Below are 22783 nucleotides of genomic sequence, written 5' to 3'. Positions count from 1 at the left end.
GCTAGACTGTGTCGAGTGAGCGACCAGCCTTTGAATCAAACCACGGAACTGCTCCTCGATACTGCCGTCGAAGCGCTCGGCGGCGCGCGGCGTGATGGCCAGATGAAGATGGCAAATGCAGTCACGCGCGCGCTCGAGTCAGAGCGCCATCTTGCGGTGCAGGCTGGCACCGGTACGGGCAAGTCGCTGGCTTATCTGGTTCCGGCGATCAGGCATGCACAGAACTCCGGGCACACCGTCATCGTCTCAACTGCTACCTTGGCGCTGCAGCGTCAGCTTGTTGAGCGTGACCTTCCGCGATTGGCCGACGCTCTGGAAGCGGTAATGGAAGTTAAGCCCACATTCGCAATCATGAAGGGCCGTTCCAACTACCTCTGCATGAACAAGGTGGCGCGAGCCGAAGAATTGGCGGCGGAAGATGCCCTGATGGAAGAACAAGAAGTCTCCCGAATGGGCCGGCATATTCAACGCATCTATAAGTGGGCGGATGAGACCGAATCGGGTGACCGCGACGACCTTGATCCTGGCGTCCCCGACTTAGCTTGGCGCCAAGTTTCTGTCACTTCTGCCGAATGCCTCGGCGCATCGCGTTGCCCGCACGGTGAGGAATGCTTTGCTGAGGCGGCGCGTCGAAAAGCAGCGGATGTCAACATCGTGGTGACGAACCACGCCCTGCTTGCCATCGATGCGGTATCGGATATCAATATTCTCCCTGAGCACGAAGTTGTAATCATCGATGAGGCCCACGAACTCGATGGGCGTATCACCTCGGTGTCTACTGCGGAAATCACCGGTCGTGCAATCAAGATGGCGGCTAACCGCGCCAAATCACTTGGTGCGCAAGGCAAAGACCAAAGACTTTCGCAAATGGCCGATGAATTCGTGATGCTTCTGGGCGAGTTTCCGCCCGGCCGCTGGATCGATATGCCGGACAATGCCAAGCAACAGCTGACCGCGCTGGGCGATACTCTACGCGATTGCAAAGAAGCCATCGCTCGCGCGCCTGAAGGTGAGCAGGCAAACGATCCAGAAACCTTCGCCGAACGCCAGAACTTGGCCAATCACTTGGTCACTATGTCCGAGGCAGTTGCCCGTATTCTGGATGTCTTCGCCACTGGTGATCCTTCCGCGCAGGAAGACGTGGTGTGGGTAGAGCGCGATGAGCGTTCGATGATCGATACGTTGGCTGTCGCTCCCTTGTCCATCGCTGGCATGCTCCACGAGAAGCTCTTCGGCGAACAGACTGTCGTGCTTACCTCGGCAACCCTTGCGCTCGGTGGCCGCTTCGATGCCATGGCCGCGCAATGGGGCATGCCGAAAGGAACGTGGGATTCCCTCGATGCGGGCACTCCTTTTAACCCCGCCGAGAAGGGAATCCTCTACGTAGCCAAGCACTTGCCACAGCCTGGCCGCGATGGGCTCGCTACAGAGACACTCGAGGAAATGCGTGAGCTCATCATGGCCGCAGGCGGCCGGACCCTCGGGTTATTCTCCTCGCGGCGCGCTGCTGATCAGGCAGCGCAGGAGCTCAAAGCGAAGCTGCCTTTTGATATTTATGTCCAAGGCGAAGACTCAATTGGAGCGCTTGTCGAAAAATTCAGCAAGAACGAAAATTCTTGCCTCTTCGGTACGCTCACGCTCTGGCAGGGCGTCGACGTGCCGGGGCCTTCCTGCTCGCTCGTGCTGATTGACCGCATCCCCTTCCCCCGCCCCGATAATCCCCTCATGCAAGCGCGTACCGAGGCCGCGCAGGCAGCAGGGCGCAGTGGGTTCATGGAGGTATCTGCAACTCATGCGGCACTGCTCATGGCACAGGGAGCTGGACGGTTATTGCGCTCGATCAATGACCGCGGTGTCGTCGCAGTCTTGGATAGCCGCCTCGAAACAAAACGCTACGGCGGATTCCTGAAAGCATCCATGCCGCATTTTTGGACAACAACCGATTCCGAGACAGTAAAGGCAGCGCTTAAACGGCTCGTGGCAGCGCGCACACAGTAGCAGAGTCAGGGGCGACCTCGGTAAAGCCGGCGTCGCGGATGATGACGGCTTCAGGTCGCGCGCAGGCTTCTTGGAAGTCGGCGTGGCTTACCTCGCGTACTGAAAGCGCGAAGTCACGCTCCGCCCAAGCGCGGGCATCATTGAGGCTCATCGCAGCTGCGAGCATCATCGACCCATGACCCACCTGGGCGGCAGCCTTACCTGCCGACATTCCCAGCGACGCATCGACGTAGATAACTGGTGTATCCGGTACTGCCGGGCCTGGTTCGTCATACTCTAGGTCGGTATGGCCGATTTGTAGTTTCCGGATAGCCGGTTCAACATCAGAGACCGCAGAAGGCACAAAAGCACGAGCACGATCGCTAACGGTTACGCCAGGTAGCTGTTGGACATCGCTCCATGCTTTGTTCCGCGCACGGCGTGCGACCTTGCGGATGCGGTGTCCATACCACTGCGCGAGCGCTTCGGCGAAAGCACCATCCTCGCCTGCTCGCTCGTCGAGGCATACCGCCACGACTGCCTGGGCTGCGGCCTCAAGGACCTCAGTTCGGCTCGGAACGGGCTGCTTTGGGATATGCAACGCAATCTGCATTGCTTGAACGGTTTCTGGCTTTGCAGGATCTTCTGGGTCGTCACGCCAGTTGCGCGAGTCCATGGCGCTCACCAGACGTGCATGTGCAACATCAAAGCTAGTCAATTGCAATCTCCTCTGCGGGCACCCCAAGAATCTGGAGAATTTCGTCCATATACGGATGATTGACGGAAGCATCAGCGACTTCTTTAAGCGCAGGTTTCGCATTGAACGCGATTCCGAGGCCCGCAGCAGTGATCATATCGATGTCATTAGCGCCATCCCCAACTGCGACTGTTTGGCTCATCAGGAGACCTGAGTCCGCGGCGAACTCGCGAAGGAATTCTTCCTTCGCCTTTCGGTCGACGACCTTACCGACAACACGGCCGGTGAGCTTTCCGTCGACGATCTCCAGGGTATTAGCGCGCACATAGTCAAGCTCCAGTTCCTTGGCGAGGCTTTCCAACACTTGGATAAATCCACCGGAGACTACAGCAGTGCGATACCCCATCCGCTTTAGGGTTCGCACGGTTGTCCGCGCTCCTGGGGTAAGCTCTAACTGCTGAGCAACCTCGTCGACTACTGCCACGTCCAAGCCAGCCAAAGTAGCTACGCGCTCACGAAGAGACTGCTCAAAATCGAGCTCTCCCCGCATTGCCCTTTCGGTGACTGCAGCGACTTCGGCTTCCTTGCCTGCGTGAGCGGCCAACATTTCGATGACCTCTCCTGTGATAAGCGTGGAATCGCAATCGAAGCACACGAGGCGCTTTGCCCTACGCTGCAGGCCCGCTCTCTCGATCGCGATGTCAACGCCAAGCTCATTCGACAACTGCGCCAAAGCTGCACGGACTGGATCGGCAGAGCCTTCCAAGCTAATGAATAGTTCGAATCCTAAAAGCGGGGAAGTCGACACCCCGCGAATGCGATCGATATTCGCATCGAAGTTTGCCAGGCACTGAGCAAGCGATGACATAGTCTGGGCTGATAACTGCTCCCCCAGAATCACCACCGAGTGAGTCGAGCGTGGGCGGGAGCCTGACTCTGCCTCTTCTACAGACAGAGTCACCTGCTGGCTATAGATACTTAACGTATTGCGCAGACCATGTTCTAGTTGTGGCAATCTTTCGCCAGCAACACGGACATAGGCCGAAAGCGAGATGCGGCCCGAAAAGATGGCTTGCTCGACATCGACAAGCTCCGCGCTATGCGAAGAGAGCACTCGGAAGAATGCCGCCGATACACCAGGCTTATCGGGGCCGGAAGTCGTAATCACCGCAAAGGTATCACACGCGGGATCCTTTACGTTGTCAGCTTGATAATCCACTCGGTTAGTATCCCACGCGAATCGATGGAAATGGGAGTAATCGCCAAGCATTTGACTTGGATAGTGCCTTGAACGCACAAAACCGCCTCCCCCGTTGCCAGTGCAGTTGGGGAGGCGGTTGTCAGGAGTAAAGCGGCTAGCTCTAGTGCTTAACAGTCAGTGCTAAAAGCTCTAGTGGTGGCCGACGTGTGCTTCCTCGCGCATGCGCTTAACCATGTGCGGGTAGTGCAGCTCGAAGGCCGGACGCTCAGAGCGGATACGCGGCAGGGAAACGAAGTTGTGGCGCGGCGGCGGGCAGGAGGTAGCCCACTCAAGGGAGTTACCGTAGCCCCAAGGGTCATCAACGGTAACGATCTCGCCGTAGCGCCAGGACTTGAAGACGTTCCAAACCAGCGGGATAACGGAAGCACCGAGGACAAAGGAGAAGATCGTGGAGATCTGGTTGTAGACGGTGAAGCCATCAGACTCGAGGTAGTCAGCGTAGCGACGTGGCATACCCATGTTGCCCACCCAGTGCTGGACAAGGAAGGTGCCGTGGAAGCCGATGAAGGTCAGCCAGAAGTGAATCTTGCCGAGGCGCTCGTCGAGCATGCGGCCGGTCATCTTCGGGAACCAGAAGTACAGACCTGCGAACGCGGAGAACACAACCGTACCGAACAGGGTGTAGTGGAAGTGCGCAATCAGGAAGTAGGACTCAGCAAGGTGGAAGTCCAGTGCCGGGGAAGCGAGCATAACGCCGGTCATACCGCCGAAGAGGAAGGTGGACATGAAGCCCATAGCGAAGATCATCGGGGTATCCCAGGTGATGTGGCCCTTCCACATGGTGCCTACCCAGTTGAAGAACTTAACGCCGGTCGGAACCGCGATGAGGAAGGTCATGAAGGAGAAGAACGGCAGCAGGATAGCGCCGGTAACGAACATGTGGTGCGCCCACACAGCCATGGACAGGGAGCCGATGGCCAGAACCGCGAACACCAGGCCGATGTAGCCAAAGACTGGCTTACGGGAGAAGACCGGAACGACCTCGGAGATAACGCCGAAGAACGGAAGCGCCAAGACGTAAACCTCAGGGTGGCCGAAGAACCAGAAGAGGTGCTGCCACAGGATAGCGCCGCCGTTAGCGGAGTCGTAGATGTGGCCGCCGAGCTTGCGGTCGTACAAGATGCCCAGTGCTGCAGAGGTCAGCAGCGGGAAGATCATCAGAACAATGACGGAAGCAGTGAAGATACACCAGGTGAATACCGGCAGGCGGAACATGGTCATGCCAGGCGCACGCAGGGTGAGGATGGTGGTGATCATGTTGACTGCGGAAGCAATGGTGCCAACACCGGTAGCGCCAACACCGACAATCCACATGTCGGCACCGATGCCTGGGGTGTGGACGGCGTCGGCAAGCGGGACGTACATGGTCCAGCCGAAGTCAGCTGCACCGCCCGGGGTGACAAAGCCCAGCAGCATAACGATGCCGCCAGTCAGGGTGATCCAGAAGCCAAATGCGTTCAGACGTGGGAAGGCAACGTCCGGCGCGCCAATCTGCAGCGGCAGGATGTAGTTACCGAAACCCCACACAACGGGAGTAGCGAACAGCAGCAGCATCACAGTGCCGTGCATAGTGAACAGCTGGTTGAACTGCTCGTTGGACAGGAACTGCAGACCCGGGCTGAAAAGCTCAGCACGAATCAACAGGGCCATGAAGCCACCGAGGAAGAAGAAGCTGAAGGACATGATCAAGTACATGATGCCCAGCTGCTTGTGGTCGGTGGTGGTGAGCATTACCCAAGCCTTAGAGCCGGTCTTGGCATTGCCAGTCGGCTCTGGACGAGTTGGCGCGACGTAATCGTCGAGCCTTGGCGCCACAGCGGTCATTAATTTCCTCCTGAAGAACAAGTGTCGTGCACGCCAAAGCCTCAAAATAAGACCTAGCGCCACAACACCTAGGTTTACTCGACTTATATTAGGGGACTTCGCTGTGAAATTTCCAGCTTTCCCCAATGGCCATAGAAGCTAGTTAACCCCGTTTTTAGGCAGTATTTTTCGAAAATTCCCAGCACGACGGCCACCGGCCGAAAACCTGCCCCAAAACCATTGCACTTCTGCGTGATTCTCGCCACAGGATTTTGCGGTTGCCTGGCGTTAAAACAACGAAACGCACCCCCTAAGGTAATCAACCGGAAGATTGATTAATCCTTGGAAGTGCGCGTGGCTCCCAACGCTCAACAGTCGCTGTTAAAAATGCGACTCAAGAGAGGGAGGTGGCAGCCGAGCTGGCGGAACGAGTTAGAAGTCCCAGTCCTCATCGGTGGTGTCTTCTGCCTTACCAATGACGTAAGAGGAACCAGAGCCAGAGAAGAAGTCATGGTTCTCGTCCGCGTTCGGAGACAACGAAGACAAGATGGCCGGGGAAACCCGGGTCTCGTCCGCCGGGAACAGCCCCTCGAAGCCGAGGTTGTTCAGCGCCTTGTTGGCGTTGTATCGCAGGAAGCGCTTGACGTCTTCGGTCCAGCCGAGCTCGTCGTAAAGATCTTCCGTGTAGTCAATCTCGTTGTCGTAGAGATCGTAAAGAAGATCGAAAGTGTATTCCTTAATCTCTGCCTGCTCCGCTTCAGAAAGCTCGTTGTAGCCATTCTGGAACTTGTAGCCAATGTAGTAGCCGTGAACTGCTTCATCGCGGATAATCAGGCGGATGATGTCCGCGGTGTTAGTAAGCTTAGCGCGGGAAGAGAAGTACATCGGCAAATAGAAACCGGAGTAGAAGAGGAAGGACTCGAGCAAAGTGGAGGCGACCTTCTTCTTCAGCGGATCGGCGCCCTTGTAGTAGGACATGACGATCTTGGCCTTGCGCTGAAGATTCTCGTTTTCCTCAGACCAACGGAATGCATCGTTGATCATCGGAGTGGAAGCCAGCGTCATAAAGATGTTTGAGTAGGACTTCGCGTGAACCGACTCCATGAAAGCGATGTTGGTGTAGACGGCTTCCTCGTGCGGAGTCTTTGCATCTGGCAGCAAAGAGACAGCACCAACGGTGCCCTGAATGGTGTCGAGGAGAGTAAGACCCGCGAAGACACGCATGGTGGTCTGCTGCTCGTGCTCAGTCAAGGTCTTCCAAGACTGCAAGTCGTTGGAAACAGGCACCTTCTCTGGCAACCAGAAGTTGCCGGTAAGACGGTCCCAGACCTCGGAATCTTTATCGTCTGGAACGGTATTCCAGTTAATAGCCTTCACAGGCTCTGCGTGGCTAGCGATGTACTCGTCATACTCGTGCGACACGGTCAGACTCCACCTTCTTCTTAAACGGAATTCATCTTGGGCTAACTGCGGTTAACCATTCTCCAACGAGCGTACCACCCTAGGCCCGGCCAACGATGAGCGCTGCAGCTTTAGAAAGCGGCCTAAACGGCGGTCTCAAATGCGGCCTAACAAGTAGTCTCAAGGTCGGAATCAAAGACTGCCTAATCTGAGCTTTAGAAAAGCCGGGAAATACAACTTTGGTGCGTACCCCGAAAGTTTAGAGGTTGAACGCAATTCAAAAACTATTGCACGCATTGAAAGCGTTCGATTCGGCAATCGCTTAAGATGTATTTACGTTTCAAGATTGGCTTATGGATGCCGGCAATTATTCTCTTTCAGCTTTGTCTCGTGCACTCTCAAACTGCGGTCTCATAAAAGGAGGAGCCCCTACAGTGACCAGCACCAGCGAGTCTCCTACTCCCCTGCTCAATACTGTTCTGGACGAAATCGGCGCAGAAATAGTGAGCGGCGCCATTGAAACTGGCCAGCGCTTCACCTTGCAAGATATCTGCGTTCGTTTCGACATTTCGCGCACCGTTGCCCGCGAGGCCATGCGCGCTCTGGAGCAGCTAGGCATGGTTTCTTCCTCACGGCGCGTCGGTATTACGGTTCTGTCGTTGAGCGAGTGGTCAGTATTCGATCAATCGATTATTGACTGGCGCCTAGCTTGCGAGGCCTCCCAGAAAAAGCAGCTCAATTCTCTCAATCAGCTCCGCCTTGCCATCGAACCGATCGCCGCAAGGATGGCCGCCACGGAAGCAACGGAAGAGGAAAGAGAAGAAATCCTGGAGCTCGCAAAGCGTCTCCACGAGTTGGAGATGAAGCCTTCCCGCCGAGTTGGCGAAGAGCTAGCTACGGATCTGCGCTTCCACAGTATGGTGCTGCACGCTTCGGGCAACGAGATGTTCGCGGCGCTTACCCCTTCCCTACTCTCAATGCTCAAAGGAAAGTCAGTTTTCGGTTCGGAAAAGCGCAACCCCATCGCCGGCACCGCCCACTTGCATCAAGAGTTGGCGCGCGCAATCGCGGAGCAACGCCCAGACGATGCGGAGAATATCGCGCGGGCCATCCTGGACGAGGCCCGCGCAAGCGCCGGAGCGAAGGCTTAAAAGGCTCCTTTGCGCCAAGCAAGGGGAAAGAAGCAAACAAGCAAGGCGAAAAGAGCGAAACAAACACAAGAACAAAAGTAGAGCCCTCACCCGTTAAGGTGAGGGCTCTTTGCAGTTAGAGCATGCAGGAAACGCAGCCTTCGACTTCGGTTCCTTCAAGCGCCATCTGACGAAGGCGGATGTAGTACAAGGTCTTGATGCCCTTGCGCCATGCGTAAATCTGCGCCCTGTTGATATCGCGGGTGGTGGCGGTGTCCTTGAAGAACAAGGTCAGGGACAAGCCCTGATCCACGTACTTGGTGGCGGCAGCGTAGGTATCGATGATCTTTTCGTAGCCGATCTCGTAGGAGTCCTTGAAGTACTCCAGATTGTCGTTGTCCATGTGCGGCGCCGGGTAGTAGACGCGGCCAATCTTGCCTTCCTTACGGATTTCGATCTTCGACGCAATTGGGTGAATCGAAGAGGTCGAGTTGTTGATATAAGAAATGGAGCCTGTCGGCGGCACTGCTTGTAGGTTGCGGTTGTAGAGGCCATGCTTGGCGACGTCCGCCTTCAGCGCAGCCCAGTCTTCCGCAGTTGGGGTGTGGATAGACGAGGCGTCGAAAAGCTCCTGCACACGTGCGGTGCGTGGGGCGAACTCGGCTGGGTCATAACGATCGAAGAACTCGCCAGAGGCGTACTCAGACTGCGGGAACTCGGAGAAGTACTCGCCGCGCTCGCGGGCAATCTTGTTGGAAGCACGCAGAGCAGCGTAGAGGACCGCGGCGAAGTAGGCGTTGGTGAAGTCCAGCGCTTCCTCGGAGCCGTACTCGATGTGCTCGCGGCCCAAGAAACCGTGGAGGTTCATCTGGCCAAGGCCGATGGCGTGGGAATCATCGTTGCCCTTGCGCACGGAAGGTACAGAGTTGATGGCGGTCTTGTCGGCCACGGCGGTTAGGCCGCGGATGGCGGTCTCGACGGTCAAAGCGAAGTCTGGGGAATCCATGGTGGTGGCGATATTCAGCGAACCAAGGTTGCAGGAGATATCGGAGCCCATGGTCTCGTAGCTGAGATCGTCGGCAAATACGGACGGAGAGTTGACCTGCAGGATTTCCGAGCAGAGGTTGGACATGTTGATGCGACCGGTCTTGACCGGGTTCGCGTTATTTACGGTGTCCTCGAACATGATGTACGGGTAACCGGATTCAAACTGCAGCTCGGCGATGGTCTGGAAGAAGTGGCGGGCGTTGACCTTCTTCTTGCGAATGCGTGGGTCCTCGACCATCTCTTCGTAGTGCTCGGTGATGGAGATGTCACCGAAGGCCTTGCCGTAGACGCGCTCGACGTCGTATGGCGAGAACAGGTACATATCGTCGTTCTTCTTGGCCAGCTCGAAGGTGATGTCCGGGATGACGACACCCAGGGAGAGGGTCTTGATACGAATCTTCTCGTCGGCGTTTTCACGCTTGGTGTCGAGGAAGTTCATGATGTCTGGGTGGTGCGCATTGAGGTAGACGGCACCTGCGCCCTGACGCGCACCCAACTGGTTTGCGTAGGAGAAGGAATCCTCCAACAGCTTCATGACTGGGATAACGCCGGAGGACTGGTTCTCGATGTGCTTGATCGGAGCGCCGGCCTCGCGGATGTTGGACAGTAAGAGTGCCACGCCGCCGCCGCGCTTGGAAAGCTGTAGCGCAGAGTTAATGGAACGGCCGATGGACTCCATGTTGTCCTCGATACGCAGGAGGAAACAGGAAACGAGCTCGCCGCGCTGCGCCTTGCCAGCGTTGAGGAAGGTCGGGGTTGCCGGCTGGAAGCGGCCGGTCATGATTTCGTCGACGAGGTGCTCAGCGATGGTGGTGTCACCGTCTGCCAAGAACAGAGCTGTCATAGAAACGCGGTCCTCGAAGCGCTCGAGGTAACGGCGGCCGTCAAAAGTCTTGAGCGTATAAGAGGTGTAATACTTGTACGCACCCAAGAAGGACTTGAAGCGGAATTTATAGGAATAAGCGCGCTTGAATAGGGACTTGATGAAGTCAAAGTCGTACTGCTCGAGCAGAGCTGGCTCGTAGTACTTGTTTTCCACCAGGTAACGCATCTTTTCTTCCAAGTCGTGGAAGTAGACCGTGTTCTGGTTGACATGCTGCAGGAAGAACTGGTTGGCAGCCTCGTGGTCCTTATCGAACTGAATCTTGCCCTCTTCGTCGTAAAGGTTCAGCAAGGCATTCAGAGCGTGGTAATCAAGCTGTTCTTCTGGCTTCACTGGTTCGGCTACGGTCTTGCCCAATTGCGTTGTCACGGCTTTTGGAGCCTTCCTTTGCTTGGCAGCGCATGTCTTACGCCGCGGTGAGAAACGGTTTAGAAAAATATGTAAGGTAACTGCGCATTGCACAGTTACCTATTTTTATAAGTTTAGGCAGCGGCTTCCAGCCCTAGGGCCGTTGCGTTCGCCAGCAGGCCTTCCCTGCAAATCTTAACGTCTTCATCGGTACCAAGTAACTCGAAGCGATAAACGTAGGGCACCTTGCACTTGGCGGAGATTACGTCTCCGGCCTTGCCAAAGTCTGCGCCGAAGTTACTGTTTCCGCCGGAGATAACCGCGCGGATGAGGCCGCGGTTGTGCTCATTGTTGAGAAAACGAATGACTTGCCCCGGAACAGGGCGAGAGTTCTCGCGGCTAACAGAGGCCCCTCCCCCGTAGGTGGGGCAGACAAGAACATAAGGCTCATTCACAATGAGCGGCTCATCATTCTTACGCAGTGGGATGCGGGCGCTTGGCAGGCCCAGCTTGTCAACGAAACGGCGGGTATTTTCCGTTGCGGAGGAAAAATACACAACCAACATTGCTATAAGCCCTGCCCCGTTTAAGCGGTGGCGCTTAGAGCGGCCAGCTCCTTGATGCGCTCTGGGCGGAAGCCAGACCAGTGCTCACCATTGGCCTCAACGACCGGCGCCTGCACATACCCCAGTGCCATGACGTAGTCACGAGCATCATCATCAAGGGTGACGTCTACAGAGGTGTATTCAAGGCCAGCACGGTCGAGGGCCTTCTTAGTAGCGTTGCACTGGACGCAGGCTGGCTTGGTGTAGAGAGTGATGCTCATGATGAAAGTCCTTTGACGCTAGTTCAAGTTTTTAAGGGTTATCCGGCCTAACTAGGTGCGCTTTTAGCGCTTCATCCAGCCCACCGGAACGACACGAACGACACTATACTTTGTGGCAAAAAGCTGCAACCCACACTACATATAGTAGTTACATTCGTGATATTCCCAGGATGTTATCCACCCAGACCCCACATGTTGACCCGCCCGACGCTCGGCCATGAAATTACATCGATGAGACTCCTGCAAGTTTACCTGCCGGCAACCTAAAGTTGTGATAAAGAACACTATTGTCACCAATTCTTTGCCCACTGATCGCTTTAACAACACACCCGCAACAGGAGATGCGGATCGGGCAGCCAAAGCGACGTCGGCAAGCACAAAAGAAAAGCACCCGCCTAGAACCGAAATCCTAGGCGGGTGCTTCTAATCAAGAAAGCCGATGCTTCTAGCCCTGGCGAGCCTTGAAGCGCGGATCCTTCTTGTTGATCACGAAGACCTTACCGTGGCGGCGAATAACCTGGGCGCCCGGCTTCTTCTTCAGCGACCGAAGAGACTTACGAACCTTCATCGGGCGCTCCTTTCGTTATGCGCAAACTTCATGCGGTTGAATACTTTTAAAGCACAGCCATCAAAGTTACGGCCATGACACGAGGAAAAACCTTACCCCACGCGCGCGCCATAACCAAAACACTGATTAATTAGCGTAGCGCTCCTGCATCTCATCGCCTACTTCTTCCAGACTACGGCCCATCGTCTCCGGCACCAACAGCTTGGTATAAGCGATCGCCGCAAAGCCTAAGAAAGCAAAGATCATAAAGGCAACGGGGCCAGTCAACCACTCGACCATTGGCAGGAAGAACTGCGCGACCGCCCAGTTGGTTACCCACAGGGAAAGCCCAGCGATGCCCATGCCGATGCCGCGAACCTCAGGGGGAACGAGCTCGGAGATGAGCAGCCAGGTGGTCGGCGATACAGCGGCCTGCTGGAAAGCAATGAAAAGGGCCATAAACGCCAGCGACAACAACGCCATAGGTTTTGAGCCCTCGGCAAAGCGGTACGCGATGGAAAGAACGACCAAGGAAATGACGTTTCCGGTCAGGCCGATGATGAGCAGGCGCTTGCGCCCGATACGGTCGACGACTTTCAGACCCAACCAGCAGGCGACTACGGATACAGTACCGATGAGGATGGAGGTATACACGGCGTTCGCAGTAGAAATACCCACCTGACTCATCATGGTCGGGGCAAAATACACGATGGCATTAACGCCGGTTATCTGCTGAGTAAGTCCCATCAGCATGGCAAGCAGCACGGTCACTTGCAGCCAGCGTTCTTCTTTTAAGCGCGCCCACTCGCCGCGTTTCGCGGCTTCGGAAGCTCCCGCCGCCCCAGCGGTTCCGAGCTCGGTTCCAGAGATACCGACCCGGGCAGCAAGCTTCCAGGCCTCGTCGATGCGATGCTTCTTTAGCAGCCAGGCCGGTGTATCGGGCAGGAAGATCATGCCCACGGCGAGCATGGCGCCTGGTACGGCGGCAAGGCCTAGCATCCACCGCCATGAGCCGGTGCCAGCGAGCGCGGAGTTGACCAGGTAGGCCACCAACTGACCGACGACGATCATCAAGGTATTCAGCGAAACCAGGCGGCCGCGGGCACGCGCTGGGGAAATCTCGGAGATATACATCGGCGAAACAATGGATACCGCGCCTACCGCAACCCCCAGGAAGGTGCGGGCGGCAGCTAGTGCCACAACAGAACCGGCAAGCGCACACCACACCGAACCAGCGACGAATACTGCGCCACCGAGAGTCAGGGTCTTGCGGCGGCCGATTGCATCCGCGACGCGGCCGGCAACAAGCGCGCCGACGGCGGCACCGACTAAGAGCATGGAGGTAACCCAGCCCTCTTGGTTGGCATTCATGTCAAATTCGGGACCGATGAATAGCAGCGCACCGGACATAACGCCGGTGTCGTAGCCAAAGAGGAGGCCACCTAGTGCGGCGACTACGGCGACGACTTTGACATAGGTTTTATTCTTCACTCGTTCATCCTTGCAGCCCGCTACCATGGGCGTCATGTCGCAAACTGGACTTCCGTTGCAAGAAAGTATCATAAAAGCCCTGGGTGTTAAGCCCTTAATCGATCCAGAACAAGAAGTGAAATCGCGCGTTAACTTCCTTGCGGATTATCTGCGCAACACTGGCGCCAAAGGTTTCGTCCTGGGCATTTCAGGCGGGCAGGATTCCACTCTGGCCGGCCGCCTGGCGCAGATGGCGGTGGAGAAAGTTGAAGGCGCGCAGTTCTGGGCGGTACGCCTGCCACACGGCGTGCAGGTCGATGAAGAGGACGCACAGATTGCCCTTGACTTCATCCAGCCGGATCATCGCCTGACGGTGGATATCGCCCCGGCCACGCAGGGCATTGACGACGCCGTGGCGAAGAGCCTGGGCAAGCCGGGCTTAGGCGATTTCAACCGCGGAAACGTCAAGGCCCGTCTGCGTATGACGGCACAGTACGCCATCGCCGGTGAAGTCGGCGCGCTGGTCATCGGCACCGATCACGCTGCCGAGAACCTCGCGGCCTTCTTCACCAAGTGGGGCGATGGTGCGGCTGACCTCGTGCCGCTGGAAGGGCTCAACAAGCGCCAGGGCGCCCAGCTGCTGCGCCACTTGGGCGCGCCGGAGTCGACGTGGAAGAAAGTCCCCACGGCAGATTTGGAGGAAGACCGCCCACAGCTGCCTGACGAGGAAGCTCTCGGGGTAAGTTACGCTCATATCGATGACTACCTTGAGGGCAAAGAGGTCCCGGACTCTGCCCGTACCCGTATCGAAGAGCTCTGGCATCGCGGCGCGCACAAGCGCATCATGCCGCCGGGCCCGCACTCGCTTTAGCTCCGTACTCGCTACAACGAGCCCGACCTATCCTTCTAAAAGTTGCAGGGTGGCATGCGCGGCGTCGCCAAGCGCGCGATGATAGGCCACGCCATGGGTCAACGCGTGTACCGCAAGGGGATGTAGCTGATGGAGCGGGAACCAACGCTTTTCATCGGGCGATAGCCCGTAGCCGCGATAGATATCGTCCAGGTAGGGCGCGCCAAAAAGAGCCAGCATGGCCAGGTCAGTGTGCGGGTGCCCGCCATGGGCGGCCGGGTCAATCATCACCGCACTTTCGGCAGTAAATAACACGTTTCCGGCCCACAAATCGCCATGGATGCGCGCGGGACGCACATCCCACTGCCGCTTTAGCACCGCATCGCAGGCGCGCTTGACGACGTCCCTGCACTCCACACCAAGTGCTCCACTAACCTCCACGAAGGGCAGCACCCGCTGGTGCACATAAAAATCGCCCCAGTGCGCGACCGGCCGGCATTCCTGCTCAACGCGGCCAATATAATTGCGGCCCTTCCACCCCGCCGGGGCTGCACCGAAGGCATCCGCGCCCGCATCGTGCACCTCGCGCAGCGCCCGGCCGAAAGCCTGCGCGGCATTAGCCGTCGGCCGCGACTCCACAACGCGACGGGTGCTAATGAAGCGCGCTCCTACTCCCGCCACCTCAGCAACAACGTCAGGCCGTGCCTGCGCCAGCCACCGCAACCCCGCTACCTCGGCGCCAGCTTGGTCCGCAGTGCCTACTCGCTTCATAAAAGTCTCCATGGCGCCCCACCGTACGCCCCCACCCCGGACATGTACTCTTAGCAGGAGCTAAGAAACAAACAACCCATTAAATAAGGAATAGAAAAAGGGCCGCCACAAAAGTGACGACCCTTGAATCAAGTGGAGCTAACGGGATTCGAACCCGTGACCCCCACACTGCCAGTGTGATGCGCTACCAGCTGCGCCATAGCCCCATTCCCAACGCGATTACCTCGCGCTAGCAACTGAAATAAAGTTAGCAGAAACTTTTTAGCGGAACCAAATCGCCTGCAGGAATACAAAAATGGGCAGCCGATAACCGGCTGCCCATGAGGTTCGCGAAGCGCGAGAGTCTTACTTGACTACCTGCGGGACAAAGTTCCACTGGGATACAGGAGTACCCTTCGGTGGGTTGATGTCCTTGCCGTCCTTGATGACGCGCGGGGAGGAAACAGTACCCGTGGTTTCCTTAAGCTTCTTTGCGTTCGCACGACCAATCTCGTTACCAGCCTCGACGCCAGCGTCCTTGATCTGCTTCTGCACATCACCGTCAGCACCGAAGCCCTTGGCAGCTTCTGCAAAGTCCTCAAAGTCCCAGGAGCCAACGGACTGCTGGTTCTCAAACAGGTAAGCGCGCATGTTCCAGTAAGCCTTCGCATCGCCAGAACGAGCGATAATGTCCATCACGGATGCGGACTTGGAGGAGTGTCCCTCCAGCTTGATGCTGTCATCGGACATGAACTTTTCCAGGTCGACGCCGCGCAGATCCAGGAAGTTCATTGGGTGCACGTTGACAACCAGCTCGCCCTTTTCGACTGCTTCCTTCATCGCCTTGTCACTGCCTTCAGCGAGCTCAGCGCAGTGAGGGCAAGAAAAGTCCTCATAGAGGTCTACTTCTGGGGCGCTTTCCTTGGTCTTTGCGCTCTTCAACGTCACAATTCCGTTGTCATCAACAGAAGTTTCCATAGTGACGTCGACTGCGTTTTCTGCAATCTTGTCGGACTTTGCGTCCTTGCCGCTGATAACGATGTATCCAATAACGACGGCCGCGATAACGAGCAGAACTCCAACTGCCCAGAAAAAGCCCGAGTTACCCTTGCTATTCGGGTTAGTTACTTTTGCCACTGACATTCTCCTTTTAAATGGCTTGCTCTAAGAGTCTAAGGGTGCAACGCAAATTTGTTGAACGGACGCTTAATCGTCCACACCGTCAAGATTAGGTAGAACGTATCACGAGCAAGAGTCTGCATATAGTTCATCACTTGTGCCTCTTCGTCAGGATTGACTGTGAAGCATCCGCAATCAATTCCCAAACCGCGGCCCCAAGCTTGCCCGATGCCGATCATGAACAGCAAAAGAACAAAAGTGGCAACCTTAGAGGACGGACGCAAGAAAAGACCTAGAAGCAGCAGGACGCCACCACAGATTTCCAATGGGGCGATTAGATACGCAAGATATCCAGACCACTCGGGTGTGAAAACTTCATAAGCACTAATAGATTGGGTTACTGAAAGATTTTCACCCAACTTGGCGTAACCGGCTTTAATCCAGATATAAGCCATGTAGAAGCGAGCGAACGCACTAATGACGTCCAGGATCAGCTTCTTGTCGATTTTCTTAGTCACCCGAGATAGTTTAGCCCTAAACTTCTAGCACTTGGGTAACAAGTTCCTGTGCTTCTTCTTGCACTTTCCTGAGATGTTCCTCACCCAGGAAAGACTCCGCGTAAATCTTGTATTTATCTTCCGTGCCGGATGGGCGCGCGGCAAACCAAGCATTGCGGGTTGTCACCTTAAGGCCACCGATGGCAGCCCCATTTCCGGGCGCCTCGGTGAGCTTAGCGGTGATTTCCTCGCCGGCTAGATCTGTGGCCTCTACCTGCTGCGGGGAAAGCTTTTTCAGGATGGCTTTTTGCGCGCGGTCAGCGGGTGCATCGGTGCGCGCATAAGCTGGGGCACCGAATTCTTCAGCCAGCTCCGCGTAGCGCTGCGACGGGCTCTTGCCGGTTACCGCAGTGATTTCAGCAGCGAGCAAATCCATGATGATGCCATCTTTATCGGTAGACCACACGGAGCCATCGAAACGCAGGAAGGAAGCACCAGCAGATTCCTCCCCACCGAAGCCGATGCTGCCATCTAGAAGGCCAGGCACAAACCACTTGAAGCCGACAGGCACCTCAACCAGCTCGCGCCCGAGCTTGGCGACGACACGGTCCACCATGGAGGAAGAAACCAACGTCTTGCCCACGCCAGCATTGCCCCACTGTGGGCGGTGACTAAACAGGTAGTCAATGGCCACTGCGAGGTAGTGGTTTGGATTCATCAGCCCGGCATCCGGGGTGACGATGCCATGGCGGTCCGCATCCGCGTCGTTGCCGGTGGCCAGATCGAACTTTTCACGGTTTGCGATGAGCGAGGCCATGGCGTTCGGCGAGGAGCAGTCCATGCGAATCAAGCCATCGGTATCGAGCGTCATGAAGCGGAAAGTTCCATCCACCGCCGGATTCACCACCGTAAGGTCCAGATCGTATTGCTCGGCAATGGCCACCCAATAGTCCACCGAGGCACCGCCCATCGGGTCAGCGCCGATGCGCAGGCCGGCCTTCTTGATGGCATCCATGTCCACGACGTTTCGCAGGTCGGCCACGTAAGAATCGACGTAATTGTGTTTTGCGCAGCGCTCGTCCAACACGCCGGAAACGTTTACACGGGCAACACCGGAAAGACCTTCTCGCAGATAGTCGTTGGCGCGCGCCGCAATCCAATCCGTGGCAACAGTATCGGCAGGCCCGCCCGTTGGTGGGTTGTACTTGAAGCCGCCGTCGCGTGGCGGGTTATGCGAAGGCGTGATGACGATGCCGTCAGTGCCTGGGTGCGTCAGGATGGCATGCGAGATAGCAGGGGTTGGGGTGTAGCGGCCACGGTCGTCGACACGCACCTCAACCTCATTTGCAAGCAGGACCTCCAATGCAGAGACCATGGCCGGCTCCGAAAGCGCATGGGTATCGCGGCCAACAAAGATTGCGCCCGTGGTGCCCTGCTCTTTACGGTAATCCACGATGGCCTGGGTAATGGCCAGAATGTGCCGCTCATTGAAAGCGGCATCCAAAGCCGAACCGCGGTGACCAGAGGTACCGAAGACCACCTGCTGGTCCGGATTTTCTACATCGGGAACACGGGTGTAGTAGGCGGTAACAAGCTCCGCGATATCGATGAGGTCACTTGGTTGCGCAAGCTGGCCAGCTCGTTCATGTGCCATGGATTGCTCCTTTAGGGGGGTGGATGGGGAGGTACAAAAGTCCGTTTTAGGCGTGGCTTTAGCTTGCCAAGCCACGTGGAGTTTCGCAGGACTTTTAACCCCCACAAGGGGGAAAATGTGAACCAGATCTACAAATCACCTTTTCTGTCACGTAGTAGCTTTTCAGCATGGAACCAGTGACAAATATTCTCAACAGCATCGCCGGGGTGATTTGGGGTCCATTCGTTCTCATCGCCCGCGAGACCAAGGCCTATTTGAAGTTTGATCCCAAGCTCAACAAGCCAGTTGAGGAAGTTGAGGCGTTCGTCCGTTCCCAGCAGATGGAGTGGAAGTAATATGTAGGCCATGCCTCAAGCACTAGTAGTCGGGTCCGGCGCCGCATTAGGCGCCGTAGCCCGCTATTTTTTGTCATCCCTGTTGGGCGGAGGAATGATTCCGCTGCTTTTAATCAACGTTTTGGGCAGCGCCCTGATGGGTTATTTCAAGCCGGGGCCCTTCTGGGGCACGGGCGTTCTCGGCGGCTTTACTAGCTTCGCCACGTTCGCTTTCCTAACCTCCTCCGTTACTGCCGCGCAGGCTGGCTGCTACGTGCTGGCAACGGTGGTTGGTTGCGTTATAGCCTATCTCCTGGGTGACAAGGTAGGCGCCAAGTGATTGTTCTCTACATCCTCTCCGGCGCCTTCCTCGGCGGCATGGCCCGCTACGGTTTCACCAAGGTACTGCCCGCTCCGGTTAGCACCTTCGCCGCAAATATGTGTGGCGCGCTCGCGATCGGTTTCGCCTACGGCTTTGTTGAGCAAGTAAGCGGCGCGCTTAGCGAGGTCCTCTATCCCCTAGCCATCGTCGGGTTCGCCGGCGGGCTCTCCACGTGGTCGACCCTAGCCAAGGAGCTCGGAGAAATGCTTAAAGAAAAGAGGTACTGGAAGTGTATCCAGTACCTCTTCTTCACCCTCGCGCTGGGCATCGTTCTAGCCTGGCGCGGGGCGATGTGGGCTCCGATTATCTATCAGAACTTCTAGTCCGCGATTGCATCCAAAGGCGGAGTCTTGGATGCACCATGTGCTGGCCATAGCGCGGCCAGCACGCCAACCACGGCAGAGCCCACCAGCAAGATGGCCAGCATGCCCCACGGAATAACGGCGCTACCAAGCCCCTCTTCGGACAGTACCTTGATAAAGGCCCAGCCTAGGCCCAGGCCCAGAATCATGCCCACCACTGCGCCGAATACTGCAATCTGGACGGACTCCAGGGTGATCATCGTGCGGATCTGACGGCGCTGGGTACCAACGGCGCGCAGCATGCCAATTTCCTGACGGCGTTCGATAACGCCCAGGGTCAGCGTATTGACGATGCCGAGCACCGCGATGATGACCGCAAGCGCCAACAGCGCGTAGAGAATGGTCAGCATCTGGTTAATCATGCTTGCGGCCTCGCCAGCGTATTCTTCACCGGAAGCCACCTGCACCACCACGAGGTCCTTGACGGATTCCTCCAGGTTGGTGCGCAGTTGCTCCAAGTCGACGCCCTCCGCTGCGTTGACGCCAACCATCGCTACGGTCAGGGCGTCGCCAGGCAGCAGCTTCTCGACGTCCTTTTGGGAAACCGCCAGCTTGGGCAGCATCTGGAAGTCCTCATAAATGCCCTTCAGCTCGACCTTTGTAGTCTTGCCCGGAACCATGCCAGAAAGCTCGTAGCTCTCGCCGACCTTCCAGCCTTGCTCGCCTGCGGTGGTGGCATCGGCGATGAAACCGCCCTCGGCGATGTCGCTATCGCCTTCGACCATGTTCAGCATGAAGATGTTTTGTGGGTTGGAATCAACCGTCTCCGACATGGTGTGTTCGGGGCCATAGTTCAACGAGGCTTGGTCTTCGACCTTCACCGGCGCGGTGCCGACAGTGATGACTTCGCCAGCGCCCTCGGCCTTGGCGGCGCGCTCGCCTGTCTCTACCGGAGTGGGGAAACTGCCCTGGGAAGGCCCGGAGAGCAGGTAATCGGCGCTGATGTCCTTCTCCATCGTCTCCGCAACGGAGGACTTCATAGTGGCGCCCAGCATGCCGATGGCAGTCACGAGGACAACGCCAAGGGTAAGCGCGAAGGCGGTTGCTGCGGTACGGCGCGGGTTGCGCTTGGAGTTGGTAGACGCCAGCTTGCCGATGGCCCCGAAAGGCGCTCCGATGACTCGGCCCAAGGTAGGAACGATGGGTAGTGAAAGTGCGGGGCCTGCGAGGCTGAAGCCTACGATCAAGTTGAGCGCGCCCAGGCCGACGAGTCCGGCGCGGATGCCAGTCGCGGCGTCGACAAGCACGCCGGCGATGACGAAGATGACGCCCGAGCCCATGAGCAAACCGCCGACGATCGTGCGTACCTTCAGCGAGCTTGCCGCAGCGGACTCTGTGGTGCGCATGGCCTCAACCGGCTCGACTGCACCCGCGCGGCGGGCAGGTGCCCATGCGGAAACCACCGTAACCACGGTGCCCAGAATGATGGGCACGATGACCGCAAGCGGGCTCAATCCGAGGCCGCTATCTGCAGGCATGCCGCGGGATGCAAGCACGGCCTTGATGATCGCCACCAGGCCCATGCCGGCGACGACGCCCACCGCGGAGCCCAAAAGGCCCACGATGAAGGACTCAACGACGACCGAGCGGGTAATTTGTCGGCGCGATGCGCCCAGCGCACGCAACAGCGCAAACTCTTTGGTGCGCTGTGCGACGATCATGGAGAAGGTGTTCGCGATAATGAAGGTGCCGACCAACAGCGCGATGAGGCCGAAGGCAATGAGGAAGTAATTGACGAACTTCAGCGCCGAAGAAATAGCATCCGACATTTCCTCTGCAAGCTTTTCGCCGGACTCCGCCTCGACGTCGTAGGTGGCGTTAAGATGATCGACGAGCTGCTCTGGGCTTACTCCCTCAGCGGCAGAGACCTTCAGCTGCTGCGAGTTTCCGTAGCGTTCAACGAAGGCCTTGCTATCCATCTGCAGGGTAATACTTGGGCCTGCGTCCACGGCTGGCTTCTCGATGCCAGCGACGGTGACCTCGTCACGCTTGTCAGGGTGGACAACGAGCAGCTTTTGGCCAACGGTGACGCCGTACTTTTCTGCCGCGGCATCGTTGATGGTGACCTCGCCAGTACCGTGTGGCGCCTCGCCCTGGATAATCTCGCCGGGCTCACCTACCGACTCTTCAGCGTTGTAGTAGGGCCTAACGCTCGCCCCACCGCCGGTGGTCTGGAATGCTTCGGCCTTGTCATTGGCGACGACCACGTTTTGCGCGCTTTCGATGTTGACCTTGCCGACCATGTCGTCGTTAGCTAGGTCCTGGCGCATCTTTTCATCCAAGTCCGGGCCCGAATCCTTCTTGCTGACGGCAGCGTCAACACCAGTAAAAGCATTGGAAACCGCCGCATCGAAAGTATTCGACAGGGAATTGGTGAACATGAACGAGCCGGCAATAAAGGCGGTGCCAAGGACGACCGCGAGCAGCGTCAGCGCAAGGCGGAGCTTATGGGCAACGATATTGCGCAAGGAGACCTTGCGCATGGTGGTATTTCTAGCCATTAGCTTTCGATCTCCGCCATGACCTTGTGGATGGATTCCATGGTTGGATTCTGCAGCTCGTTGACCAGCTTGCCGTCGGCCAGGAAGACCACGCGGTCTGCGTATGAGGCTGCCTTGGCATCGTGGGTGACAATGACGACGGTCTGGTCATCTTGATCCACTGCGGTACGCAGAATATCCAAAACCTCCGCGGAAGAATTGGAATCAAGGTTGCCGGTGGGCTCATCGCCGAAGATGATCTCTGGGCGGGATACAAGCGCACGCGCACACGCCACGCGCTGCTGCTGACCGCCGGAAAGCTCTGCGGGACGGTGGCTCAGGCGCTGTGCCAATCCCAGACGGGTTGTCACCTCATCGAACCAGGACTTATCTACTTCCTTGCCAGCGATATTCATTGGCAGGGTAATGTTTTCTGCCGCAGTTAGGGTAGGTACCAAGTTGAAAGACTGGAAGATGAACCCTAGGCGGTCACGGCGCAGTGCGGTGATGGACTTGTCGTTTAGCTGCGACATATCCGTGTCGCCGATAAAGGCTGAACCACTAGTAGCTGAATCAAGACCGGCCATGGTGTGCATCAGCGTAGACTTTCCTGAACCTGACGGGCCCATGATGGCAGTAAATTTATTGCGCTCGAAGACCACGTTGACATGGTCCAATGCGGTAACAGCGGTATCGCCTTGCCCGTATTGCTTAAAAAGTTCGACGGCGCGCGCCGCTGCCCTCTCCGGTGGACACATGGTGGGAATCTCCTCACGGTAATGATGGTTTTAAGCTATCCATCCCAGCCTAGCTGCCACACCCGACCGGCGTATAACTGCTAAGAAGATTCCGATCCTTCTCCAAGGTTCATCAACGCCACGTTGAACTACTCCACTCCCCCGCCGTGCATAGACCGGAAATGCCGGTTGATAGTTTCGTTGCTGAATTAACCTGCGTTCGACCCATCGAAGCCGCCGAAACCGGG

Annotated in this window: 21 protein-coding genes and 1 tRNA gene; 6 read left to right on the top strand and 16 right to left on the bottom strand. The window is 57.0% G+C overall.

Annotated elements, in window-relative coordinates:
* The first annotated feature begins 15 nt into the window (after window positions 1-15).
* A complete protein-coding gene (locus HMPREF3169_RS05050; protein ID WP_371441004.1) occupies window positions 16-1998 on the top strand; it encodes an ATP-dependent DNA helicase in 1983 nt (660 codons plus the stop codon).
* On the opposite strand, the gene HMPREF3169_RS05045 is transcribed toward HMPREF3169_RS05050, so the two are convergent.
* The 4 genes from HMPREF3169_RS05045 to nrdF all read right to left on the bottom strand — a co-directional run bounded on the left by HMPREF3169_RS05045 (window position 1967) and on the right by nrdF (window position 7160).
* Window positions 1967-2653 (bottom strand): peptidyl-tRNA hydrolase, encoded by a 687-nt coding sequence (locus tag HMPREF3169_RS05045; RefSeq protein WP_070455943.1) that lies wholly within the window; start codon window positions 2651-2653, stop codon window positions 1967-1969. The two genes, HMPREF3169_RS05050 and HMPREF3169_RS05045, sit on opposite strands and share 32 nt — an antisense overlap.
* A 34-nt stretch (window positions 2654-2687) precedes the next feature.
* Window positions 2688-3893 carry a phosphoserine phosphatase SerB gene (serB, locus tag HMPREF3169_RS05040; protein ID WP_070455944.1) on the bottom strand — a complete coding sequence of 402 codons (1206 nt, stop codon included), beginning with the start codon at window positions 3891-3893 and terminating at the stop codon, window positions 2688-2690.
* 171 nt (window positions 3894-4064) lie between these two features.
* Window positions 4065-5759 carry an aa3-type cytochrome oxidase subunit I gene (ctaD, locus tag HMPREF3169_RS05035; protein WP_070455861.1) on the bottom strand — a complete coding sequence of 565 codons (1695 nt, stop codon included), beginning with the start codon at window positions 5757-5759 and terminating at the stop codon, window positions 4065-4067.
* Between the two features lie 411 nt (window positions 5760-6170).
* Window positions 6171-7160 (bottom strand): class 1b ribonucleoside-diphosphate reductase subunit beta, encoded by a 990-nt coding sequence (gene nrdF / locus HMPREF3169_RS05030; RefSeq protein WP_061924418.1) that lies wholly within the window; start codon window positions 7158-7160, stop codon window positions 6171-6173.
* Between the two features lie 413 nt (window positions 7161-7573).
* Between nrdF and HMPREF3169_RS05025 the strand changes: the two genes are divergently transcribed.
* Entirely contained in the window at window positions 7574-8290 is a 717-nt protein-coding gene (locus tag HMPREF3169_RS05025) for a FadR/GntR family transcriptional regulator (RefSeq protein WP_070455860.1), read from the top strand.
* Between the two features lie 115 nt (window positions 8291-8405).
* On the opposite strand, the gene nrdE is transcribed toward HMPREF3169_RS05025, so the two are convergent.
* The 5 genes from nrdE to HMPREF3169_RS05000 all read right to left on the bottom strand — a co-directional run bounded on the left by nrdE (window position 8406) and on the right by HMPREF3169_RS05000 (window position 13438).
* Window positions 8406-10568 (bottom strand): class 1b ribonucleoside-diphosphate reductase subunit alpha, encoded by a 2163-nt coding sequence (gene nrdE / locus HMPREF3169_RS05020; protein ID WP_061924424.1) that lies wholly within the window; start codon window positions 10566-10568, stop codon window positions 8406-8408.
* Between the two features lie 113 nt (window positions 10569-10681).
* Window positions 10682-11113 carry a class Ib ribonucleoside-diphosphate reductase assembly flavoprotein NrdI gene (gene nrdI, locus HMPREF3169_RS05015; RefSeq protein WP_061924427.1) on the bottom strand — a complete coding sequence of 144 codons (432 nt, stop codon included), beginning with the start codon at window positions 11111-11113 and terminating at the stop codon, window positions 10682-10684.
* A 20-nt stretch (window positions 11114-11133) separates the two neighbouring features.
* Window positions 11134-11373, bottom strand: coding sequence for a glutaredoxin-like protein NrdH (gene nrdH, locus HMPREF3169_RS05010; RefSeq protein WP_061924430.1), 240 nt, complete (start codon window positions 11371-11373; stop codon window positions 11134-11136).
* A 445-nt stretch (window positions 11374-11818) separates the two neighbouring features.
* On the bottom strand, window positions 11819-11941 hold the full coding sequence (gene ykgO, locus HMPREF3169_RS05005; RefSeq protein WP_003847162.1) for a type B 50S ribosomal protein L36: 123 nt from the start codon (window positions 11939-11941) through the stop codon (window positions 11819-11821).
* A gap of 126 nt (window positions 11942-12067) precedes the next feature.
* Window positions 12068-13438 (bottom strand): sugar porter family MFS transporter, encoded by a 1371-nt coding sequence (locus HMPREF3169_RS05000; RefSeq protein ID WP_070455941.1) that lies wholly within the window; start codon window positions 13436-13438, stop codon window positions 12068-12070.
* On the opposite strand from HMPREF3169_RS05000, the gene nadE reads away from it, so the two are divergent.
* A complete protein-coding gene (nadE, locus tag HMPREF3169_RS04995) occupies window positions 13437-14261 on the top strand; it encodes an ammonia-dependent NAD(+) synthetase (protein WP_070455859.1) in 825 nt (274 codons plus the stop codon). The two genes, HMPREF3169_RS05000 and nadE, sit on opposite strands and share 2 nt — an antisense overlap.
* Before the next feature lie 27 nt (window positions 14262-14288).
* Here the strand turns inward: nadE and HMPREF3169_RS04990 are convergent, their stop codons facing one another.
* The 5 genes from HMPREF3169_RS04990 to pgm form a co-directional block, all read right to left on the bottom strand.
* Complete coding sequence (locus tag HMPREF3169_RS04990; RefSeq protein WP_246815598.1) at window positions 14289-15011, bottom strand: fructosamine kinase family protein; 723 nt, start codon at window positions 15009-15011, stop codon at window positions 14289-14291.
* 133 nt (window positions 15012-15144) lie between these two features.
* A tRNA-Ala gene (locus HMPREF3169_RS04985) sits at window positions 15145-15217 on the bottom strand.
* A gap of 139 nt (window positions 15218-15356) precedes the next feature.
* Window positions 15357-16127 (bottom strand): DsbA family protein, encoded by a 771-nt coding sequence (locus tag HMPREF3169_RS04980; RefSeq protein WP_061924438.1) that lies wholly within the window; start codon window positions 16125-16127, stop codon window positions 15357-15359.
* A 35-nt stretch (window positions 16128-16162) separates the two neighbouring features.
* Complete coding sequence (locus HMPREF3169_RS04975) at window positions 16163-16627, bottom strand: MauE/DoxX family redox-associated membrane protein (protein WP_061924440.1); 465 nt, start codon at window positions 16625-16627, stop codon at window positions 16163-16165.
* A 16-nt stretch (window positions 16628-16643) separates the two neighbouring features.
* Window positions 16644-18260 carry a phosphoglucomutase (alpha-D-glucose-1,6-bisphosphate-dependent) gene (pgm, locus tag HMPREF3169_RS04970; RefSeq protein ID WP_070455857.1) on the bottom strand — a complete coding sequence of 539 codons (1617 nt, stop codon included), beginning with the start codon at window positions 18258-18260 and terminating at the stop codon, window positions 16644-16646.
* A gap of 167 nt (window positions 18261-18427) precedes the next feature.
* On the opposite strand from pgm, the gene HMPREF3169_RS13095 reads away from it, so the two are divergent.
* The 3 genes from HMPREF3169_RS13095 to HMPREF3169_RS04960 are packed head-to-tail and all read left to right on the top strand — an operon-like array spanning window position 18428 to window position 19279.
* The gene (locus HMPREF3169_RS13095) at window positions 18428-18595 is read left to right on the top strand and encodes a hypothetical protein (protein ID WP_168162618.1); all 168 of its coding nucleotides are present in this window, start codon (window positions 18428-18430) and stop codon (window positions 18593-18595) included.
* A gap of 10 nt (window positions 18596-18605) precedes the next feature.
* Entirely contained in the window at window positions 18606-18914 is a 309-nt protein-coding gene (locus HMPREF3169_RS04965) for a fluoride efflux transporter family protein (protein ID WP_070455856.1), read from the top strand.
* Window positions 18911-19279 carry a fluoride efflux transporter FluC gene (locus HMPREF3169_RS04960; protein ID WP_082778689.1) on the top strand — a complete coding sequence of 123 codons (369 nt, stop codon included), beginning with the start codon at window positions 18911-18913 and terminating at the stop codon, window positions 19277-19279. Before HMPREF3169_RS04965 ends, HMPREF3169_RS04960 begins: the two co-directional genes overlap by 4 nt.
* Here HMPREF3169_RS04960 and HMPREF3169_RS04955 read toward each other — a convergent pair.
* The gene (locus HMPREF3169_RS04955; protein ID WP_070432964.1) at window positions 19276-21819 is read right to left on the bottom strand and encodes an ABC transporter permease; all 2544 of its coding nucleotides are present in this window, start codon (window positions 21817-21819) and stop codon (window positions 19276-19278) included. The two genes, HMPREF3169_RS04960 and HMPREF3169_RS04955, sit on opposite strands and share 4 nt — an antisense overlap.
* On the bottom strand, window positions 21819-22556 hold the full coding sequence (locus HMPREF3169_RS04950) for an ABC transporter ATP-binding protein (RefSeq protein ID WP_061926034.1): 738 nt from the start codon (window positions 22554-22556) through the stop codon (window positions 21819-21821). Before HMPREF3169_RS04950 ends, HMPREF3169_RS04955 begins: the two co-directional genes overlap by 1 nt.
* Window positions 22557-22783 lie beyond the last annotated feature (227 nt).

Origin of the sequence: Corynebacterium sp. HMSC08C04 (genome assembly GCF_001807495.1) — a bacterium.
Taxonomy (GTDB): domain Bacteria; phylum Actinomycetota; class Actinomycetes; order Mycobacteriales; family Mycobacteriaceae; genus Corynebacterium; species Corynebacterium simulans.
This window is presented reverse-complemented; position numbering and strand designations above follow the sequence as displayed.